This is a genomic window from Streptomyces sp. ATCC 21386 (assembly GCF_018728545.1).
Lineage (GTDB): Bacteria > Actinomycetota > Actinomycetes > Streptomycetales > Streptomycetaceae > Streptomyces.
This window is the reverse complement of the sequence record NZ_JAAVVL010000001.1, coordinates 9838862-9858093: the sequence shown is the minus strand read 5'-3', so window position 1 is coordinate 9858093 and position 19232 is coordinate 9838862. Positions and strand designations below refer to the sequence as shown.

Here is a 19232-nt window from a genome sequence, read left to right as displayed (position 1 = left end):
GTGCCCGAAGCGCTCTGGTGCACGCCGAGTATCACCTCTTCCGGATCTCGGATCCGGCGGGGCCGGTGGCCGATGGTCTCGACACGTCTCACAACGGCCTCGTGTCAGCCGTAGACGGAGCCGTCGAGGTGTCGACCGGGATCCACAGCGGCAGTGTGCGGGTGACCGTCGAGCTGCATGCCGTGCAGCCCGAGCCCGCTGCGGACTGGGAGGAGATCGCTGAGATCTCCTGGCGGTCCCCGTCCGGAGAAGCGCTGGTGGCCCCCCTCATGGACGACCCCGTGGACCTGCCCTCACTGGCCTCGCGAGGGCCGGGCTGCTACCGGTTGCGTGTCCATGCCCGGGGCAGGGACACGGCTGTCGACCGGACAGTGGTGGACGAGGTCGTGGAGTCCTATCTCCTCCAGAGCTGGCCCGCGGCCCACGAGAACGCTCTTCTGGTGAGAGCGACCGATGCATACGGGGCCCACCTTCGGGCCCAGGACGCCGACGACACGATCGTCATCGACCACGAGGACTCTCTCGACACCCGGACCGGCCGGGAACGGGACATCCTGCGCCGGGCCGCCGCCCCGTTCTTCGGCTGAGGTGACGGTCCTCGTCTCGGCGTGGCGGCTCGGCAGAGGTCGTTCGCCGACGCTTTCGGGCACGGCCTCGAGTCAGCGCCGGCGCGCCAGGACCATCGCTTGGTGGGCCGGCGCACCCGCGCCATGCCCGCTTCAGACGCAGATCACGATCTTTCCCCGTGTGCGTCCGCGCTCGGCGTGCGCGTGAGCGTCGGCGATCCGCTCCAGGGGGTAGGTCTGCTCGATACGGGGTGTGTAGCGGCCTTGCCTCCCAAGCTCCGCGGCCGCGGACAGGAGGGTGGAGTCGTTCTCCGCGTTGACCACATGGGGGCCCAGGCGCTGCCCGCCCGCGTGGTCGGCGACCGTCGCGACGCGCGTCGGGTCGCCCGTGATCGCGACGAGGTCGTCCAGGGATCCGGAAGCCGCGGTGTCGAGCGGGAGGTCGACGCCGTGCGGAGCGAGAGCGGAGAGGCGCTGCGCGAGGCCGGGGCCATAGGTGGTGGGAACGGCGCCGAGAGAGGTGAGGGGCGGCGCGGTGTCCGCGGCCCAGCCGTAGCCGACGCCCGCAGGGCCGCAGGGCCGCATCAACAATGTTGCCGAACTGCGCGAGCGAGCCAGCGAATTCACCTCGCCGTACCCCGGCCGGCCGCTCCGTCGCCTCGATCGCCGAACTGCTCGTCGTCTCCCCGGGCACCCGATCGCGGCCTACTGGATGTGGTCCATCACCTCCATGAACTCCTTCGTCGGGGAGAACTCGACGACCTCGACGTCCTCCAGGGCTTCCGGCGAGTGGCCGGGGGCCCAGTAGTAGGCCTCTCCCGCCTCGTAGAAGTCCTCGCCGTCCTTGGTGCGCATCCTCAGCCGTCCGCTGATGAGGTGACCCCAGTGGGGGCACTGGCACAGGTCGTCGGGGAGTCCTTTGAGCGCCGGGGACATGTCGGTGCCCTTGGGGAGTTTGATGAAGGCGACGGTCATGCCGCCGCCGATCTCCTGGACGCGTACCTCAAGACCGTCGTCCTCGATCAGTACGGGGGTTCCCGTCCGCGTGACTGCCGTCATGATTCCTCCACGACTGGATCACTGCGGGGTCTGTGCGATCTCCGCTTCTCCATCCAGTCTGCGCCCGTCCCGCACACACCTCGAATCGGGGTGACATGCGTCACGACCGAATTGCCCACGATGGAGTCGATCAATCCGTTTCAACAAAGCGACAAATGCCGACCCTCGAAGCCCCATCCGGCATTTGCCGCACAGAAGGCGAATCCCCCTGGTCGTCCGGCCCGGAGACGCCCGCGCCGACGCTGTCGGGAGAAACGGCTTTCCGCCTGTTCCCAGGGCGGGTTCGGGCACGGGGAGCACCTGACGGCCCACCGGGACGGGTGCTCCCCCACCCCCTCCGAGGGCCCCGTCGAGGCGCCCCGGGTGCAGCACACGTGTTCGTTGCCCAGTGCGGTCAGGGGTCTCCATAATGACCGGGCTCACCAGAGGCCACGGCCTGCCAAGGGGTCGATTGCGTCGAAGTCGGACCATTCAGTGAGGCCACGCATGTCACGCACGAGACGAACGAACAGCCACCGCCGCAAGACGAAACGGTCGGCGGCGCGGCAGCCCAGGTCGACGCGCCGGAAGATAGCCGTCGCCACCGCTCTCGTGGTGGCCGCGGGCGCCGTGGGCATCCCGACGGCCGCGTGGGTCGGCGGTGTCGGGCCGGGCGACTGGAGCAGTGTGGCCTCCTCGTGGTGGGGAGGGCAGAAGGCGGACGCCGGTCTTCCCGAGCCCTCGCGCACCCCCTCCGCATCCGCGACGCCCTCCGCCGAAAGGACCCCGGTCACTCCGGAGAACTCCCCGAGTCCGTCCCGTTCCAAGGCCAAGGCGAGCGCGTCTCCCTCCAAGTCCGCGAGCCCGAAGCCCAAGTCCACACCCGAGGCCGCCAAGACCCCGGCCAGGACCACGCCGCCGCCGGCCCCGAAGGCCACCCAGGCCGACCGCGCTCCCGCCACTTCCTCCGGCAACACGGCGTCCGGCCCCACGGCCCAGGTGCTGAACCTGGTCAACGCCGAACGGCAGAAGGCGGGTTGCTCGCCGGTGACCGTGGACGCCAAGCTCACCAAGGCGGCCCAGGACCACAGTCAGGACATGGCCGACCACCAGAACATGTCCCACACCGGCTCCGACGGCTCGGACATGAGTGAGCGGCTCTCCCGTGTCGGGTACTCCTTCCGTTCGGCGGGCGAGAACGTCGCCGCCGGGTACGGCACCGCCGCGAGCGTCATGGACGGCTGGATGAACAGCCCCGGCCACAAGGCGAACATCCTCAACTGCGGGTTCAAGGAGATCGGCATCGGCCTGGCCCAGCCGGGCAACTACTGGACCCAGAACTTCGGCACACCCGCGTAGCCACCGGGCGCCCCCGTCCGCCGACGAGCGTCCGAGCATCGCGTACGAGCACGAGTGCACCGGGGCCCGGCGGGCGGGAAGCGCCGCCGGGCCCACCAACACGGACGGGGTCACCGGGGTCCGGCACCACGGGCCGCCCCGCAGCGGCCCGCCGCCACTACTGCCCCTACTGCCCCGGTCGTCGCCTCCGCCGCCGGGACCGCCGCCGAAGCCGCCCTCCTTCAGCCCGTGCGCCGAGATGTCGTCGGACGCCACGGCGCGCACGGTCAGCTCGCCGCCGGTGACGGCGACGTCGGTGGCGGCGTCCACGGCGTCCCCGCCCGCGGCGACGGAGACCGTGCCGCCCGCGACGGCGATGCACCCCGCGTCCTCCGTTCCACGGGCCGACGGCGGGTGAACCCGGCCGCGCTGCGAGGCCTGCTCGGTCGGCCCCTCCGCCCTCCGATCGGACCGTCCCGGCGGGCGTCCGCCCGGAGGTCACGGTGCAATGGCCTGGGCCCGACGGGTCCCACGGGCGCCGAAACCCCTCCCTGCTCCGATTCCCCCGATGGGGTGGCAGCTGATCCGGTCCCCGCCCGTCCGGCGCCCGTCCTGCCCTACAAGTAGCTCCGCCGGTAAGGCAGTTGAAGAGGTTGAAGAGTCGGAGCAGAAGGAGGCACGAGTGGTGCGACGGGACGGAGCGCGGACAATGGCCGCGGCGACCGCGGCGGCGACGCTGGCGCTCACGTCGGCGGCGGCCCAGGCCGTCGGCCCCCGGCCCCCGGTCGTGGAGACGATCACCCCGCTCACGGCGACGGCGGCCGGGGTGACCGGTGCCGGAGTGGTTGGGGTGACCGGAGTGACCGGCGTCGAGGTGACCGAAGCCGGATCGGTGGCGGCGGCCACCCCGACCGTGCCGAAGTCCGAGATCAGAGGCTTCCTGACGGTCGTCAACCAGGCCCGGGCTGACGTCGGCGTCCCCCCGCTGGTCTGGGACGAGTCCGTCGCCGCGCAGGCCCGCTCCTGGGCGAGGGTGCGGGTCGCCGACTGCGCGCTCATCCACTCGAACAGCCGCTACGGCGAGAACCTGGCCAAGGGCTCGGACCCCCGCTACTCGCTGGCGGACGCGGCTCGCCTCTGGCTCGACGAGAAGCCGGACTACGACCGACCCTCCAACTCCTGCGTCAACGACCGGGAGTGCCTGCACTACACGCAGTTGGTCTGGCGTGGCTCGACCCGGGTCGGCGCGGCCAAGGCGAGGTGCGGCAACGGCTGGACGTACGTGGTGGCCAACTTCGACCCGCCGGGGAACTGGGTGGGCCGACGGCCGTACTGACCGGGGAGAGACCGCGGGGCCGTGATAATCCCTCCATGGTCCCGCCCCCATCCGCACCCCTCCCCGAACAGCTCCAGCAGCTCCTCGACGACGTGCTGGCCGTCGGCGCCCCCTACGGGCTCGCCCTCACCGGCGATCACGCGGCGCAGGCCCACGGGCTGGTCGAGGCGCGGCCGTCCGGCCGGGACCTGGAGGCGGCGACGGAACACGCGGCGCCGATGGAGGAGATCGCTGCCGCGGTCCACGCGGGTCTCACGGAACGCGGCTGGCTGGTGCGCACGGTGGAGACGGCCCCGCTCAGCTCCCGCCTGCTCGTCACCGACCCCACCACGGAGGAGGAACGCGTCCTGGACCTCCTGAAGGAGACCCTCTGGCACCCGCCGGTGGAGACTCCGCTCGGCCTCGCCCTCTCCCTGGAGGACGTGGTCGGCACGAGGGTCCGGGCCGTGGCCGACCGGGGCACGGCCCGCGACCTGATCGCCGTGCACGCGGCCACCGCCCACTGGACGGTCGTCGAACTGGAGGAACTGGCCCGCCGCCACACCTCCGCCACGTCCACCGCGTTCGACCTGGCCGACCTCCAGGCCCGGCTGGAGGGCACCGAGTGGCTCGACGACCGGGAATTCGCTCGCCACGGCCTCGACTCCGACGCCGTCCTGGAACTCCGCCGCTGGGCCCAGACCTGGGCCGACGACATCGCCGAACGCCTCATGGAAGAGGAGGCCCTGACGTCCCCACCGGAGGAGGAACCCGAATGACGGGACCCTCCTGAGCCAGAGCCCCTTCAGGGACGCGGGGAACCGCGCGAAGACCCACGACGGACGCGCCCCCGCCCCGCACCCGCACCACAGGCACGCACCGCCCCCCACGCACGTGATCCTCAGGTCACCGTCGTGATCACCACCACCGTCGTCACCATCGCCGCCGCCGTGAGCGCCGCCGCCGTCGCCGCCGCGGTCTCGGCCATCCGGCGCAGGGCGGGGTCTGCCCAGTGCCGCTCCGCGATGTCGGCCATACGCCGCCGTACGGGTGAGTCCTCGGAGTCGGCCTCCGGGAAGGCGAGGGAGTGCAGGTCACCGTGGTGGAGCAGGCTGATCAGGGCCGCGGTCCGGGGATCGGGTTCGGCGCCCTCCAGCACCACCTCCGCCAGCCGCCCGCGCAGGGCCGACTCCACCGTGCCGTCGGCCTCCGGATACCGCGTCGTGCGGAAGACGAGCAGGACCCGGCGCTTCTCCTCCCGGATCAGCCCCTTGTCCAGGACACCCCGCAGCGCGGCCTCGTACTCCGCCGTGCTGTTCTCGTGGATCCACTTCCCGACGTCGTCCGGCAGGCCCACCCCGCCGTGCCCACCGGACCCCTCGGCGTCTTCGGCTCCCTCGGCCCCGGCGCCCGCACCCGACAGGGTCCGCTCCAGCAGGGTCGCCGCCGCGATCGCGTAGGGCGTCCGCAGGGGGAGCCGGGCCTCACCCGTGGTGTCGTCGAGCGAGAGGAGGAGGATCTCCTCCCCGAGGGTCGTGGGGACGGGCACCGGCGCGGGAGTGGAGTCGATCGACATGGTCATGATCCATAGGACGTGTGCGGCCGACCGTGAGTTCCGAACAAGGACGGCGGTCGCCGACTGGAGCGGTACGACGGCGCCCCCTTCCGCCTGGACGGTCACGAGGCGGCGGTGACCGAGTTGCTCGCCGCGCTGGAGGGCCGGCCGGACTTCCGCCCGCCAGAGGCCGCGTGGACAGCGCGTCTCGCCGGTCGGCTCCTGGCGGCCTCGAACCGTGCCCGCCTTCGCTCTCCCCGTGGAAAACCCCGCGCGCCAGGCCCGCTTTTCCCGCACACGCGAAAGGGGCCTGAAATCGACGGACGATTCCAGGCCCCTCTGCGGGCTCCTCCGGAAAAGCGCTCCTAAAAGGCTTTCCTTCGCTTGCGTTACTTCGCTTGCGTTACTTCGCTTGCGTTACTTCGGCTGCGGCTTGCGCACCGACAGGTGCAGCTCGCGCAGCCTCGCCTCCTCCAGCTCCGTCGGCGCACCCATCATCAGGTCCTGGGCGTTGCCGTTGAGCGGGAAGGCGATGGTCTCGCGGATGTTGGGCTCGTCGGCGAGGAGCATGACGATACGGTCGACGCCCGGCGCGATGCCGCCGTGCGGCGGGGCGCCGAAACGGAACGCGCGCAGCATGCCGGCGAACTGCTCCTCGACGGTGTCACGGTCGTAGCCCGCGATCTCGAAGGCCTTGAGCATGATGTCGGGCTCGTGGTTCCGGATCGCGCCGGAGGACAGCTCGACGCCGTTGCAGACGATGTCGTACTGCCAGCCGAGGATGTCCAGCGGGTCCTGGGTCTCCAGGGCCTCCAGACCGCCCTGCGGCATGGAGAACGGGTTGTGCGAGAAGTCGATCTTGCCGGTCTCCTCGTCCTTCTCGTACATCGGGAAGTCGACGATCCAGCAGAACCGGAAGACGCCCTCCTCGAAGTGCCCGGCGCGCTTGGCGGCCTCGACCCGCACCGCGCCCATGATCTTCGAGACCTCTTCGAACTCGCCCGCGCCGAAGAAGACCGCGTGGCCGGCGGCCAGCGACAGCCGCTTGGTCAGCTCGGCGACGTTCTCCTCGGTGAGGAACTTGGCGATCGGGCCGGACAGCGAACCGTCCTCGGCGACCCGGACCCAGGCCAGACCCTTGGCGCCCTGCTCGATCGCGTACTCGCCGAGCTGGTCGAAGAACTTGCGCGGCTGGGCCGAGACGTCCGGCACCGCGAGGGCACGCACGTGCTTGCCGGCGAACGCCTTGAACTCGGAGCCCTCGAAGACATCGGTGATGTCCACCAGCTCCAGCTGGGCCCGCAGGTCCGGCTTGTCGGAGCCGTACTTGAGCATCGCCTCACGGAACGGGATGCGCGGGAAGGGCGAGGTGACGTGCCGCCCGCCGCCGAACTCCTCGAAGAGCTCGGTCATGAGCTTCTCGATGGGCTGGAAGACGTCCTCCTGCTCGACGAAGGACATCTCCACGTCGAGCTGGTAGAACTCGCCCGGCGAACGGTCCGCGCGCGCGTCCTCGTCGCGGAAGCAGGGCGCGATCTGGAAGTACCGGTCGAAGCCCGAGATCATCAGCAACTGCTTGAACTGCTGCGGCGCCTGGGGAAGGGCGTAGAACTTGCCCGGGTTGAGGCGCGACGGCACGACGAAGTCGCGGGCGCCCTCGGGGGAGGTGGCGGACAGGATCGGCGTCGCCATCTCGTTGAAGCCGAGGGCCGTCATCTTGTGACGGATGGCGCTGATCACGGCCGTACGCAGCATGATGTTGCGGTGCATGCGCTCGCGGCGCAGGTCGAGGAAGCGGTACTCCAGGCGCCGCTCCTCGTTGACCCCGTCCTCGGTGTTGATGGTGAAGGGGAGCGGGGCGGCCGCGCCGAGCAGCTCGACCTCGCCGACCTCGACCTCGATCTCGCCGGAGGGCAGGTCCGGGTTGATGTTCTCGGCGCCGCGCGAGACGACCTTGCCGTCGACCCGGACGGTCGACTCCTTGGAGATCTTGTCCAGCGCCTCGTAGGCCGGGGTGCCCGGGCGGGCCACCAGCTGCGTGATGCCGTAGTGATCGCGGAGATCGATGAAGAGGATGCCGCCCAGGTCGCGCCGATTGTGCAGCCAGCCGCTCAGCCGGACGTCGGTGCCGACGTCAGAGGCGCGGAGCTCGCCGCAGGTGTGGGACCTGTACCGATGCATCGTCGTTCATCCAGCCTTCGCTGATCGGGGATCTGGCGGGTGTTTCACGGCCGGTGTTCCCTCGGCCGTTGTTTCACGTGAAACAACGCCAAGGGTACCGGCCACCCCGAGATCGCCTCCCCACCATTTCCCCGAGTGCCGGGACCTCCAGCTCCCCAGGGGGCCGGGGCATCCAACCCCGGGGGCAGAACCTCCAGCGCTTACCGTCGAGCGGGGTCGTCACGGAGGGCCCGCGACGACGCGGCGGCCATTCCTGACCGGATACGCACCGTCATAGCCATGGGCAGGACCGCAAGCGGTTACTGTCGCTAGCGTCGATTGCCGTCACCTCCGTCGCCGCCGGTCGTGGTTTCTCGTCATGGCTCCGTCCTGGTCCTCACGGCTCATGGGCGTCATGGCTTCCGGCACCGCCCGGTGCTCGGTACAGCTTCGGTGGCACGGTCCGATCAGCTGTTCTTAGAGTGGGTCAATGCGCACTGGTGAGCCCCCTCCCGCAGTGGGGGACGTCCTGTCCGCCCTCGCGACAGGACTGTGGACCTGGGACAGCGCTGCCGGAACCGTCACGCTGGACGCCGAGGCCGCCCGGCTCCTGGGGCTGCCCGCCGAGCCGACGACCCTCACCCAGGCCGGGGCGCGCTCGCGGCTGCACCCCGTCGACTGGAACGAGATCGTCTCGGTCGTGCAGCTCGCCGCCGCCGAGGACACCCTCGCCGAGGTGCGGATCCGGGTCATGGACGAACGGGGCCGGGTGATCCGTACGATCCGCAGCCGTTCCAAGCCGACCTTCGACCCGGTGCGCAAGTCCTTCGAGCTGATCGGCACCATCCAGGAGGTCACCGAGCCCTCCCCGGCGACCGCCGCCCGGGGGCCGTCCGTCACGGGTGACTGGCGGCGCTCGCGCGAGGCGTTCCTGCTGGACGCGGGCCGGGCGCTGGCCGAGGCGCGGTCCACGGCCGAGGTGCTGCGGGTCGCGGCGGGCCTGGCGATGCCCGGCTTCTCACCGGACGGGCTCGCGGTCTTCGGCGTCGAGGCCGACCGCCTCACCGTCATCGGCCACCACGGGCACCAACAGGGTGACGAAGGCCCCTTCACCCACATGCCGCTGGAGACGGACTACCCGGCCGCCGAGGTGGTCCGCACCGGCCGCGCCGTCTATCTCTCCTCCCCCGAGGACTACAAGGCGCGCTACCCCACGGCCTGGCCGCTCGCCGAACAGTTCGGCCGCCAGTCCTGGGCGTTCCTGCCGCTGACCGTCGCCGGCCGCACGATGGGCGCGTGGATGGCGGGCTTCACCCACCCCGTCACCTTCACCCCCGACGAGCGTTCGGTCCTGACCACCGTCGCGCGCATGCTCGCCCAGGCCCTCTCCCGCGCCGGCGCGGCCGAGACCGAGCGTGAACTGACCGACGGCCTGCAGCGCACGATGCTGCCCACCCTGGGCCCCGAGATACCGGGCATGAGCGTCGCCGCGCGGTACGTCCCCACCGGCGGCGGACTCCAGGTCGGCGGCGACTGGTACGACATGATCGCCCTGCCGAGCGGCCGGTTCGCTCTGGTCATCGGTGACGTCCAGGGGCACGACGTGCGCGCCGCCGGTCTGATGGGCCAGCTCCGCATAGCCCTGCGGGCCTACGCCTCCGAGGGCCACCGCCCCGACGCCGTCCTCTCCCGCGCCTCGCGCTTCCTGCACGGCATCACCGACTCCGCCGCCGACGCGTACCCCGACCTCCGCTTCGCGACCTGCCTCTACGTCGAGGTCGACCCGGCCTCCGGCGTCCTCGACATCGCCCGCGCCGGGCACCCCGACCCGGTGGTCCGCATGGCCGACGGAACGGTGCTCGTCCGGCCCACCCCGGGCGGCCTCCCCCTCGGCATCGACCCCGACGCCGACTACCCCACCACCCGGCTGGTGCTGGAGCCGGGCGAGACCATCCTCCTGTGCACCGACGGCCTCATCGAGACCGGCGGCCACGACCTCGACACGGGCTGGCGCCGCATCCGCACGATCCTGGAGTCGCACGAGAGCGACGGCGCCGACCTCGCGCCCTCCGACGGCCTGGAGGCCCTGGCCGACGCCCTCGTGCGGGGCGTGCACGGCCCCTCCTCCCACCACACCCCCGGCCCGCTCGCCGACCGGCGCGAGGACGACATCGCGATGCTGCTGCTGTGCCGGGAGAGTGAGGGACGCGCCGGCGCCACCTCCGCACCAGCACCCACCCGCCGCACCGCCCTGACCGTCGCCCAGGCGGAGCCCGAGCGCATCGCCGGTGCCCGTCAGCAGGTGCGCGAGCTCCTGCACGACTGGACCTCCGGCGACCAGGTCGACTCCGCCGTGCTCCTCGTCTCCGAGATGCTCACCAACGTCCTCGTCCACACCGACGCGGACGCGCTGCTGGTCGCCGAGATGACCGGCGAGAGCGGCAAGCGCCGGATGCGGATCGAGGTGACGGACGCCAGCGACGACCTCCCCCACAAACGCCACCCCGGTGAACTCGCCTCCTCCGGCCGCGGCCTCGTCCTCATGGACGTGCTCGCCGACGCCTGGGGCGTGGACCCCCGCGGCGACGGCAAGAGCATCTGGTGCGAACTCCACGAAACGGCTCCGCCGGACGAGACGCAACGACGACTCCTGGGCCACTCCTAGGCCACTCCTGGGCCCTCGCACCGGCCCCCGTACGCCCCGCCCCCACCGTCCGCGACACCGACTCCACTCACACCCGTTCGTACACCACCAGCCGTCGCCCCCGGACCTCCTCGTCCGCGACCACCGTGAAGTGCTCCTTCAGTACGGCGGCCTTCACCTTGTCCCGCCCCGCGGACGGCCGGGCCACGCCGGACGCGTCGGTGACCAGCAGGATCCGCCGCTGCGCCAGCATCGCCGTCCGTATCCGGGCCGGACCGGCCTCCTCACCCTTCAATGTCCCGGAGCTCACCGGGCTCCGCGCCAGCGCGATGTCCCGCAGCCCGGCGAAGTCGCCGGGGGAGACCAGCGCGGTGTCACGTCGGGCCGCCGGTACGAAGAGGACCGCGTCCCCGGGCTGCCTCAGCCGCCGTACGTCCGCCGCGACCGCCAGGACGTCGTCCACCCGGCTCGCAGGGGACCGCTTGGCCAGCGACTGCGGCAGCAGCGCCACCGCCACGACAGCGAGCACCACCGGCACGAGCCACGGCGACGCCACCGGGAACCGCGGACCGGTGGCCTGCAACACCGCGTTCAGTCCTGCCCCGATGAGGAGTGCCAGGCCCAGCATGCTGAAGAGGATGTAGCGATCCAGGAACAGGGGGCGAACCAGGGAGATGCCGATCAGGGAGAGCTGCGGCACCGCGAGCAGCGGCAGCCCGACCGCCGACACCGACAGTCGTCCCGCCCTCGGTCTCTCCAGCAGGGCCCCGAGTCCGCCGATCGCCAGCAGGACGGCGGGACCGATCAGCATGTGCCAGGTCAGCGGCGGTATCCAGGACACCTGGGCGGACTGCCGCCGGCTGAACAGGATCAACGGCAGAACGCCCGCCACAGCGACCGCCGAGGCCGTCGCCCACCGTGTCCACGTCTGCCGCCGCACCCGCGTCCACACCAGGGTCGCCGCGTGCGCCGGCAGGATCAGCAGAGACAGCCAGTTCAGCAGCCCGCACAGCAGGACCACGCCCCCGTACGCCACCCAGGGCGCGCCCGAGTCGACCCGCCCCCGCCGGAGCGCGCTCACCAGCAGCAGTGTCGAGATGCCCGCCCCGGCCGCGACCAGTGCGTACGGGCGGCTCTCCTGGAGGTAGAACTGCACGGCCGGGAGCAGCCCGAGCACCAGCCCGGCTCCCAGGCCCGCCCCGACTCCGGCCAGCCTGCGGCCGATGACCGTCACACAGGCGGCCGCCACCGCCGTGCCCAGTACGGAGGGCAGCCGCAAGGTCGTGGTGCCGGGTCCGAAGCACTCGAAGAGCGCGTGCATCAGCAGGTAGTAGAGCCCGTGCACGGCGTCGACCTGACCCAGCATGTGCCAGATGTCGGCGGCCGACCGCAGGGCCACCTGCCAGGTCGCGGCCTCGTCCCGCCACGCGCTGTGTTGCCGGGAGAGCCCCCACAGACCGAAGAGGAGCGTCCACAGGAACGGGATCGACCAGAGTGGCAGACGCCGCCACCTCGGCACCGGCCGAGCGGCTGGGGAGGAGTTCATGAAGGTATTCGGGATGTCGTCGACAGCTCTTTTTCCCGGACGGCGAACACGAAGTCGCATCGGTCACGGACGTCGTCGTCATGGGTGGCGATGATCACGGTGCATCCGGCATCGCTCATTTCCCGGAGCACGTCGATGACCACGGCGGCGTTCGCGCGATCCAATGCGCCGGTCGGCTCGTCGGCGAGTACCAGGGACGGTTTCTTGACGATGAGCCGGGCGAGTGCCACCCGCTGCTGTTCGCCGCCGCTGAGGTGGTGGACCATTTCCTTTTCCCGGCCCGCCAGACCGACCCGTTCCAGCGCTTCGGCGACGGTCGCATCGGTGTTCCCGCGCAGGGCCCGCCGCGGTTTGAGGGAGACCTTCAGGTTCTCGGTGACCGTGGCGTTGTCGATCAGGGCGTAGTTCTGGAAGAGATGGCCGAGGACATCGCGACGGAACCGGCGGGCCTCCTGCCGGCTGAATCGCGTGATGTCGTCGCCCTCGTGACGGATCGCTCCGGCGGTCGGCGTGTCGAGAAGGCCGACGCAATTGAGGAGGGTGGACTTGCCCGATCCGCTGGGGCCCACCAGGGCGAGCAGCCGACCGGATTCGGCCGTGACGGTGACATCGGACCACAGAGTCCGGGTTCCGAAGGTCTTCGACAGCTTCACTATTTCGATCACAACGGTGCTCCTGCTCTGGTGAAGCCATGCGTCTGCTTCGGGCTCATAGGTCGGCCGCCCTCTCCTTGACGATGCGGCGGTGGAACACCCAGAGGGCGAGGAAGACGGCGCAGACTTCGACGGCGACGAGACCGCCGATGGCAGCGGCGTCCCATCCGGTCGTCCGGACCTCCGGGAAAGGCGCGGGGATTCCGCGGGAGGTGAATTCCTCCAGTTCCTGGTTCTGCTGCCAGACCCGGACCGGAACCCAGCAGGCGAGGAAAACCGCGACAACCGCCTCCGAGGAGAGGATGAAGCGGTGGTTCGCCGTGAATCTCCAACCGCTGAGGTGCCGCGCGAAGATAGTCTGGGAACGCCGACGCGTATGGATCACGCAGACGCCGACTCCGGTGATGAGGAGCACAGCCACGACCGCGAGGAGATCGAAGAGCTGCAGACGGAAGTCGTTCACCGCTTCCCTCAGCTTCAGCGCGGCGTTCTGTCCGACCGGGCGCACGGAGGTGACGTACGTCTGCAGTACGTCCTTGTCCGACGTGATGGCGTTCAGCACGTGGTCCGGGTCGGGAAAGACGATCCCTTCCTGGCTGGCGAAGGCCGTGTAGGTGTCGTCGGTGAGGAGTTCCGAACCGTTGGGAACCACGACGAGGACCGGGTCGCGCACCAAGGACCGGTCGTCTTCCGGGCTGTGGGCCATGTTGGGGCTCAGATTGCCGGGGTTGTAGCCGAAGAGCCGCTGACCGTCCTTCGCCCTCGACGCCGTCACCTTCAGGTTCCGACGGGTGGCCGGGCTCAGGCGGCCCAACAGGTCGGGGATCCCCGAGCGGATGTCCGCCGTGTGGTGGGCCATGGATTCCGGGACGATGAGCCGCACCGTGGCGGTGTCCGTCCGCCTCCCACTCCGCGCCGTCGCGGAGTACCGCTGTCCCGCCGGGTCGAGAACCGGCTGCTCGTCGAGGTAGGTCTCGTTGACGACGAGCAGTTCGCCCTGCGGGAGGCGGGCGTCGGAGGAGACGTCCTGGAGATCCCGGCGGCCTACGACGACCACCTCGCCCGAGGCGTCGGACCGGCGCAGCCACCGGCCCACCTCCCGGATGATCTGCTCCTGCTCGCCCACCAGGCTGCCGTTGAGCCGGATGGTGACGGCGTCGCCCGCCCGGGCGTAGGTGTCCTGGCTGTCCTGACGTGCCAGGACGTTCTGGCCGGACAGGACGACGTCCATGGCGACAGCGAGTGCGAGCAGCAGCGCGGGGACACGGATCAGGTAGGTGGCGACGAGCGCCGCCCGGGCCGGTATCTCGCCCTTCAGCGCGCGCAGCACGCCGACCTTGGAAGTCAGGGCGAGCGCGGCCGCGTGCGTGACCACCACCGACAGGACGAGCAGAGCGGTGAGGACCGCGGCCACCGAGGTGAACAGCCCCAGCCAGGCCAGACCGTTGTAGAGGCCGAGGAAGACCAGGGCCACGCCGGCCACCGCGCCGGCGGCGATCACCCAGGCCCCCGCGAGCTGTCCGAGGTCCCGTACGAGGATGTCCCTCAGGGACTTGCCCTGCAGGCGCAAGACGCCGTACGCCTTCGCGCTCAGCAGGACGCTCGCTCCGGTCATCGTCGCCGCGGCGAGGGCCACCACCCACAGGGACCAGAACAGGTCGTCACCCGCGAAGAGAACGGCCAGTTCGTCGGCGGAGAGAGGCCTCTGCACACTCGCGCGCAGGCCGAGTTCGCCGAACCGGGCCACCAGTGCGTCGGCGGCCTCGGGCGTCCCGAAGACGTAGTAGAAGCCACGGGGGTCACGCTGTCCGACCTCGGCGATCGGGTGGACGTCCGTGTCAACGTGCCTGCTGAACGCCGGGTAGCCGCCGTCGAGCCATGACGCCGCGTCGGATCGCGGATCGCCCGAGGTCAAATAGAGGTGCCGGAGTCCGTCGGGATTCTTCGCGTCGGGGACCTCACGGGCCACGGAGACGTGGTGATCGGCCGAGAACGCGACGATCTCCCGGGCGACCCGGGCGCCGCTCACCGAGTCGTCGGAGTCGAACACCCAGACTTGAGCCGAACTGCCCAGCACCACCTGCTCGTCCAGCCCTCGCACGAACAGGAAAGCCATCATCGCGGAGGTGACCAGCACGGCGGCATGGACGAATTTGATACCTCGGTGGAGCATCGATCACCTAGGTTCGGGCGCTTGAGGAGCGCGCATCTCTTGAAACAGTCGGCCGTGCGGCGGATGCGGAATGCGAGGCCGAAACCGACTGGCCGAGGGAATGGGAAAGCCTCCCCCGGCCGGTCGGTCACCGGCTCGGAGCCGCTTACGGAATCGGGTCAGCAGGCCGCGTCGTAGTGGGCGCTGTTGACGTGAATGGTCGACTTCTCCACCGAGGCCTTGGACCACTTCTTGTTCGCGGTGCAGCCGCTGTAGGCCCAGCTTCTGCCGTGAACGGAGGACGAGTGGTAGTTGACGCTGTGGTAGAAGTTCGAGTACGCGTAGTTCGCGCCGACGTCATAGCTCCAGCGGCCGCCGCTGACATCGACCGACTTGGCCAGCGCGGGCGTGGCGACGGCCATGACAATGGCGCCCGCGGCGGCTGCGGCCTTGAGGCCGTTCTTCATACGCACAGTTGACTCACTTTCGATGCATGCTTGCTCGACGGCACTCGCGAATCCGTTGCGAAGTGCCGCTGAAGAAATGTTCGGAGGGCGCTGAACCAGCGCTTCAGAGTTTCTTGACCGACTTCTCGGTGCAGTGCTTGGCGCGGTAGCCGCGGGGCATCTGGTCGTTGGCGTTCTTCTTGGCCGCCTTCTTGGCTTCCGACGCCGTCTTGCCCGTGCCGTGCCCCTGGACGAAGCCATGGGCGGTGTCATCCGAAATGCGCTTCTTGGTGCACTGGAAGTGCGCGGTCCAGCCACGCGCGGCTTCTGCTGGAACGGCCACGCTCAGGGGAATCACCACCGCGACGGCGGCGGTGACGAGCGGACCGGCGACGAGCATTCTGCGCATGAGTTCTTCTCCCCGTTTCGCGTTCACACGACGGGGGCGGGTCGTGAGGTGTTGCAGCACACCTCACCCCACTGCTGCGGACACGCATTCGCTGCTGCGGGCATGCCGAATCACGTTGACAATAAAAGCCAACGTGGGATCTGAGTGATGTTCTCCACCCCCGTGGAATCCACCCGCCTCGGAGGTCAACCGACCGAGTGGACGTGCCAGAACCTATGCGACGCCGACAGACTTTATCCAGTCCGTATTGGGTGATCGTGATCACCCCGATGCCATGGAACCTGACAGACATCCGGTGCCCGTTTGGAGAAGCTGCGCCGCATTTACGACCTTTTCTCTTTCGGGCGCGGAGACCGCCCGTAAAGCGGCCAAGGCCGTCGGGGGGCGGAATTCGGATGACTCGTTCCGCGCCCGTCCGCTAGCCTCCACCCCATGAAGCAACGGCGGCAGAAGAAGCTCTCCGGTCATCTCTTCGAGGCGATTCTGCTGGGCGACACCGCCCGCGTGCGGGCTCTGCTGCGGTCCGGTGCCGACCCCGAGCGGGCGGACGGCGAGGGCACGACCGCGCTGTACGAGGCGTCCGTGAGCGGCAAGGCCGAGATCGTCCGCCTGCTGCTGGACGCGGGTGCCTCCCCCGACGCCGAGAGCGGCGGAGTCGGCGCGGAGGGCACCCCGTTGTGCGCTGCGGCGTGCTGGGGGCACACGGAGACGGTGCGGGAACTGCTGGCCCATGGGGCCGATCCGCGACTCCGGGAAGACCAGGGTGCCGGCCTCTCCCCCCTGGACTGGGCGAACGCGGGCCCGCACCCCGAGACCGCCGCCCTCCTGATCGCGGCGGGAGCGGCACCCTCCGAGCACGCCGCGCGGCCCTGACCGCCGCACTCCTCACTGCCCTGACGCGCACGAAGGCCCCGCCCGGTGGGGGACTTCGGTTCTAGTGGTCGTCGCAACACCCCAGCTCAAGGGGTGCGATGGACTTCGAGATCCGTAAGGTTCGCAAGGCTCAGGGGCCTGTGAAGCTCCGGGCCGAGCGGGAGGAATACTTCCGGCTCGTGCAGATGGGGCTGACCAACCGAGAGGCAAGCCGACGCGTCGGCGTTCATGAGCGGACCGGCCGCGAGTGGCGAAACGGCCGGACCCACCCGAAGCGGCGGCGGGCTCCTGCTCTGGCGGAGCAGGAGCCCGAGCCCTCGTCGACGAGGTATCTGCGTGAGGACGAGCGCATCCACATAGCCGACCGGCTACGGGAGAAGGCGTCCGTCCGCACGATCGCCGCCGAACTGGGCCGCAGCCCGTCCACGATCAGCCGGGAGATACGCCGCAACGGCATGCCGCTGCGCGGTGACCGCACCCGGTGGGCCCGCCTACCGTCCCCACGCTGCACAACGCCGGGCCGATCGGCGCCGGTCCCGGCCCAAGCCCGGCAAGATCGGCCAGAACCCCGAGCTGCGGGACTTCATCCAGGCTCACCTGGCCATGCGGTGGAGTCCTGAACAGATCTGTCACGCTCTTCGCAGACGGTTCCCTGACCGGCCGGAGATGCACGTGGTCCACGAGACGATCTATCAGGCCCTCTGCGTCCAGGGCCGCGGGGAACTCCGGCGCGAGCTGGCCCGAGCACTGCGCACGGGACGGGCCCGACGCAGGCCGCACCGCCAGGCAGCCGCCCGGCAGCCGCGTTTCTCCCATCCCGTGGTCATGATCAGTGAACGGCCCCCAGAAGCTGCCGACCGGGCCGTTCCTGGCCACTGGGAAGGCGACCTGATCATCGGCAAGGACGGTGCCTCCGCCATCGGCACCCTGGTTGAACGGGCGACCCGCTACGTGATGCTTGTCCACCTGCCGGGCGGCCGCGGCGCCGAAGACGTCAGCACGGCCCTGCAGAGCACCGTCCAGACGTTGCCACGGCACCTGGTCAAGTCCCTGACCTGGGACCAGGGCTCGGAGATGGCCGCCCATCACCAGTTCGCCGTCGCCACCGACGTCCCGGTCTACTTCTGCGACCCGGCCAGCCCCTGGCAGCGCGGCTCGAACGAGAACACGAACGGCCTGCTGCGGCAGTACTTCCCCAAGGGCACCGACCTGTCCGTTCACGAGCCCGAGCAACTGGCCGCCGTCGCCGCCGAGCTCAACAGCCGCCCACGCAAAACGCTCGACTGGGAAACCCCAGCCGAGCGCCTGCATAAACTGCTCGCGGCCTGATCAACCGACCACGTGTTGCGACGACCCCTGGAATCCGCCGGACCTTGAGCGGGGCCTTCCTGGGTGAGGCACGGTCGAGGTCAGGCCTGCAAGCCGTCCTCGGTCATCCCGTGGACCGCCGGGATCGTCCCCAGCCGGCCCTTCTGGAAGTCCTCGAACGCCTGCTGGAGCTCCTCGCGGGTGTTCATCACGAACGGGCCGTAGTGGGCCATCGGCTCACGGATCGGCTGTCCGCCGAGGAGCACGATCTCCAGGTCGGGCGCGTGGGAGTCCTGCTGCTCGTCCGCGCGGAAGGTGATCGAGGAGCCCGCGCCGAAGACCGCCGTCTGCCCGAGGCGGATGGGCCGCCGGTCCGCACCGACGGTGCCCCGACCTGCGAGGACGTAGGCGAGGGCGTTGAAGTCCTCCCGCCACGGCAGGGTGATCTCCGCGCCCGGCGCGACGGTCGCGTGGAGCAGGGTGATCGGGGTGTGGGTGATGCCCGGCCCCTCGTGACCGTCCAGCTCGCCGGCGATGACGCGGAGGAGCGCGCCGCCGTCGGGCGTGGTGAGCAGCTGGACCTGACCACCGCGGATGTCCTGGTACTTGGGGGCCATCATCTTGTCCCGGGCCGGGAGGTTCACCCACAGCTGGATGCCGTGGAACAGACCGCCGGACATGACGAGCGACTCCGGCGGTGCCTCGATGTGGAGCAGGCCGGAACCGGCCGTCATCCACTGGGTGTCGCCGTTGGTGATGGTGCCGCCACCGCCGTGGCTGTCCTGGTGGTCGAAGACCCCGTCGATGATGTAGGTGACGGTCTCGAAGCCGCGGTGGGGGTGCCAGGGGGTGCCCTTCGGCTCTCCCGGCGCGTAGTCCACCTCGCCCATCTGGTCCATCATGATGAACGGGTCGAGGTGCTGGTAGTTGATCCCCGCGAACGCCCGGCGGACCGGGAAGCCCTCGCCCTCGAACCCACTGGGCGCGGTCGTCACGGCGAGCACCGGTCGGGCCACCGCGTCGGTCGGTGCGGCGACACGGGGCAGGATCAGCGGGTTCTCGACGGTCACAGCGGGCATGTCGGTACCTCCTTGTGCGCTCAGTTTAGTTGACTATTGAACTTCCTGCCACCCTCAACAGCACACAAGCCGCCCGGCATTCCCACCAGGGCCGCACCCCTGGGCTCGCCCCGAAGGGGCGCGGGGAACCGCGCGAACAACCCCCACGGC

The 19232-nt window shown here is 70.3% G+C and carries 15 protein-coding genes and 3 pseudogenes; 7 read left to right on the top strand and 11 right to left on the bottom strand.

Translation table 11 applies throughout. The features are described 5' to 3' along the window. The first annotated feature begins 101 nt into the window (after positions 1-101). The gene (locus GWK25_RS42460) at positions 102-587 is read left to right on the top strand and encodes a hypothetical protein (RefSeq protein ID WP_308404460.1); all 486 of its coding nucleotides are present in this window, start codon (positions 102-104) and stop codon (positions 585-587) included. A gap of 132 nt (positions 588-719) precedes the next feature. Here GWK25_RS42460 and GWK25_RS42455 read toward each other — a convergent pair. Continuing rightward, positions 720-1091: pseudogene (locus GWK25_RS42455) on the bottom strand (zinc-binding dehydrogenase); the annotation flags it as partial. 180 nt (positions 1092-1271) lie between these two features. Then, complete coding sequence (locus GWK25_RS42450) at positions 1272-1625, bottom strand: hypothetical protein (protein ID WP_215457036.1); 354 nt, start codon at positions 1623-1625, stop codon at positions 1272-1274. 486 nt (positions 1626-2111) lie between these two features. Between GWK25_RS42450 and GWK25_RS42445 the strand changes: the two genes are divergently transcribed. Continuing rightward, positions 2112-2963, top strand: coding sequence for a CAP domain-containing protein (locus GWK25_RS42445; RefSeq protein WP_215457035.1), 852 nt, complete (start codon positions 2112-2114; stop codon positions 2961-2963). 231 nt (positions 2964-3194) lie between these two features. Here GWK25_RS42445 and GWK25_RS44425 read toward each other — a convergent pair. Next, a pseudogene (locus tag GWK25_RS44425) lies at positions 3195-3323 on the bottom strand (carbohydrate-binding domain-containing protein); the annotation flags it as partial. Between the two features lie 328 nt (positions 3324-3651). Between GWK25_RS44425 and GWK25_RS42435 the strand changes: the two are divergent. Both GWK25_RS42435 and GWK25_RS42430 read left to right on the top strand, forming a co-directional pair. After that, complete coding sequence (locus GWK25_RS42435) at positions 3652-4278, top strand: pathogenesis-related family 1 protein (RefSeq protein WP_251829283.1); 627 nt, start codon at positions 3652-3654, stop codon at positions 4276-4278. 35 nt (positions 4279-4313) lie between these two features. Then, positions 4314-5036, top strand: a complete 723-nt coding sequence (locus GWK25_RS42430; protein ID WP_215457034.1) for a hypothetical protein — start codon at positions 4314-4316, stop codon at positions 5034-5036. A gap of 122 nt (positions 5037-5158) precedes the next feature. Here GWK25_RS42430 and GWK25_RS42425 read toward each other — a convergent pair whose 3' ends face one another. Both GWK25_RS42425 and aspS read right to left on the bottom strand, forming a co-directional pair. Continuing rightward, positions 5159-5839: a GPP34 family phosphoprotein gene (locus GWK25_RS42425; protein WP_215457033.1), complete on the bottom strand. Its 681-nt coding sequence runs from the start codon at positions 5837-5839 to the stop codon at positions 5159-5161. Positions 5840-6229: 390 nt separating this feature from the next. After that, positions 6230-7993, bottom strand: coding sequence for an aspartate--tRNA ligase (gene aspS / locus GWK25_RS42420; RefSeq protein WP_033530534.1), 1764 nt, complete (start codon positions 7991-7993; stop codon positions 6230-6232). Positions 7994-8462: 469 nt separating this feature from the next. Between aspS and GWK25_RS42415 the strand changes: the two genes are divergently transcribed. After that, entirely contained in the window at positions 8463-10637 is a 2175-nt protein-coding gene (locus GWK25_RS42415; protein WP_215457032.1) for a SpoIIE family protein phosphatase, read from the top strand. A 67-nt stretch (positions 10638-10704) separates the two neighbouring features. Here the strand turns inward: GWK25_RS42415 and GWK25_RS42410 are convergent, their stop codons facing one another. The 5 genes from GWK25_RS42410 to GWK25_RS42390 form a co-directional block, all read right to left on the bottom strand. Beyond that, positions 10705-12162 carry a glycosyltransferase family 39 protein gene (locus GWK25_RS42410; RefSeq protein ID WP_215457031.1) on the bottom strand — a complete coding sequence of 486 codons (1458 nt, stop codon included), beginning with the start codon at positions 12160-12162 and terminating at the stop codon, positions 10705-10707. Beyond that, positions 12159-12827: an ABC transporter ATP-binding protein gene (locus tag GWK25_RS42405; protein WP_215457030.1), complete on the bottom strand. Its 669-nt coding sequence runs from the start codon at positions 12825-12827 to the stop codon at positions 12159-12161. The genes GWK25_RS42410 and GWK25_RS42405 overlap by 4 nt, the downstream gene beginning before the upstream one ends. A gap of 43 nt (positions 12828-12870) precedes the next feature. Next, on the bottom strand, positions 12871-14988 hold the full coding sequence (locus tag GWK25_RS42400; RefSeq protein WP_215457029.1) for a bacteriocin-associated integral membrane family protein: 2118 nt from the start codon (positions 14986-14988) through the stop codon (positions 12871-12873). A 158-nt stretch (positions 14989-15146) separates the two neighbouring features. Then, positions 15147-15434, bottom strand: coding sequence for a lactococcin 972 family bacteriocin (locus GWK25_RS42395; protein WP_215457028.1), 288 nt, complete (start codon positions 15432-15434; stop codon positions 15147-15149). 103 nt (positions 15435-15537) lie between these two features. After that, positions 15538-15822, bottom strand: a complete 285-nt coding sequence (locus tag GWK25_RS42390; protein WP_215457027.1) for a hypothetical protein — start codon at positions 15820-15822, stop codon at positions 15538-15540. A gap of 432 nt (positions 15823-16254) precedes the next feature. Between GWK25_RS42390 and GWK25_RS42385 the strand changes: the two genes are divergently transcribed. Further along, complete coding sequence (locus GWK25_RS42385; protein ID WP_215457026.1) at positions 16255-16695, top strand: ankyrin repeat domain-containing protein; 441 nt, start codon at positions 16255-16257, stop codon at positions 16693-16695. Positions 16696-16880: 185 nt separating this feature from the next. Further along, a pseudogene (locus GWK25_RS42380) lies at positions 16881-18024 on the top strand (IS30 family transposase). 80 nt (positions 18025-18104) lie between these two features. Here GWK25_RS42380 and GWK25_RS42375 read toward each other — a convergent pair. Then, a complete protein-coding gene (locus GWK25_RS42375) occupies positions 18105-19082 on the bottom strand; it encodes a pirin family protein (RefSeq protein ID WP_215457025.1) in 978 nt (325 codons plus the stop codon). Positions 19083-19232: the final 150 nt, after the last annotated feature.

Coding starts and splice junctions, on each gene's coding strand:
- GWK25_RS42415 (WP_215457032.1), top strand. CDS start 8,463: ATGCGCACTGGTGAGCCCCCTCCCGCAGTGGGGGACGTCCTGTCCGCC.
- GWK25_RS42395 (WP_215457028.1), bottom strand. CDS start 15,434: ATGAAGAACGGCCTCAAGGCCGCAGCCGCCGCGGGCGCCATTGTCATG.
- GWK25_RS42400 (WP_215457029.1), bottom strand. CDS start 14,988: ATGCTCCACCGAGGTATCAAATTCGTCCATGCCGCCGTGCTGGTCACC.
- GWK25_RS42390 (WP_215457027.1), bottom strand. CDS start 15,822: ATGCGCAGAATGCTCGTCGCCGGTCCGCTCGTCACCGCCGCCGTCGCG.
- GWK25_RS42430 (WP_215457034.1), top strand. CDS start 4,314: ATGGTCCCGCCCCCATCCGCACCCCTCCCCGAACAGCTCCAGCAGCTC.
- GWK25_RS42435 (WP_251829283.1), top strand. CDS start 3,652: ATGGCCGCGGCGACCGCGGCGGCGACGCTGGCGCTCACGTCGGCGGCG.
- GWK25_RS42375 (WP_215457025.1), bottom strand. CDS start 19,082: ATGCCCGCTGTGACCGTCGAGAACCCGCTGATCCTGCCCCGTGTCGCC.
- GWK25_RS42450 (WP_215457036.1), bottom strand. CDS start 1,625: ATGACGGCAGTCACGCGGACGGGAACCCCCGTACTGATCGAGGACGAC.
- GWK25_RS42385 (WP_215457026.1), top strand. CDS start 16,255: ATGAAGCAACGGCGGCAGAAGAAGCTCTCCGGTCATCTCTTCGAGGCG.
- aspS (WP_033530534.1), bottom strand. CDS start 7,993: ATGCATCGGTACAGGTCCCACACCTGCGGCGAGCTCCGCGCCTCTGAC.
- GWK25_RS42445 (WP_215457035.1), top strand. CDS start 2,112: ATGTCACGCACGAGACGAACGAACAGCCACCGCCGCAAGACGAAACGG.
- GWK25_RS42425 (WP_215457033.1), bottom strand. CDS start 5,839: ATGACCATGTCGATCGACTCCACTCCCGCGCCGGTGCCCGTCCCCACG.
- GWK25_RS42410 (WP_215457031.1), bottom strand. CDS start 12,162: ATGAACTCCTCCCCAGCCGCTCGGCCGGTGCCGAGGTGGCGGCGTCTG.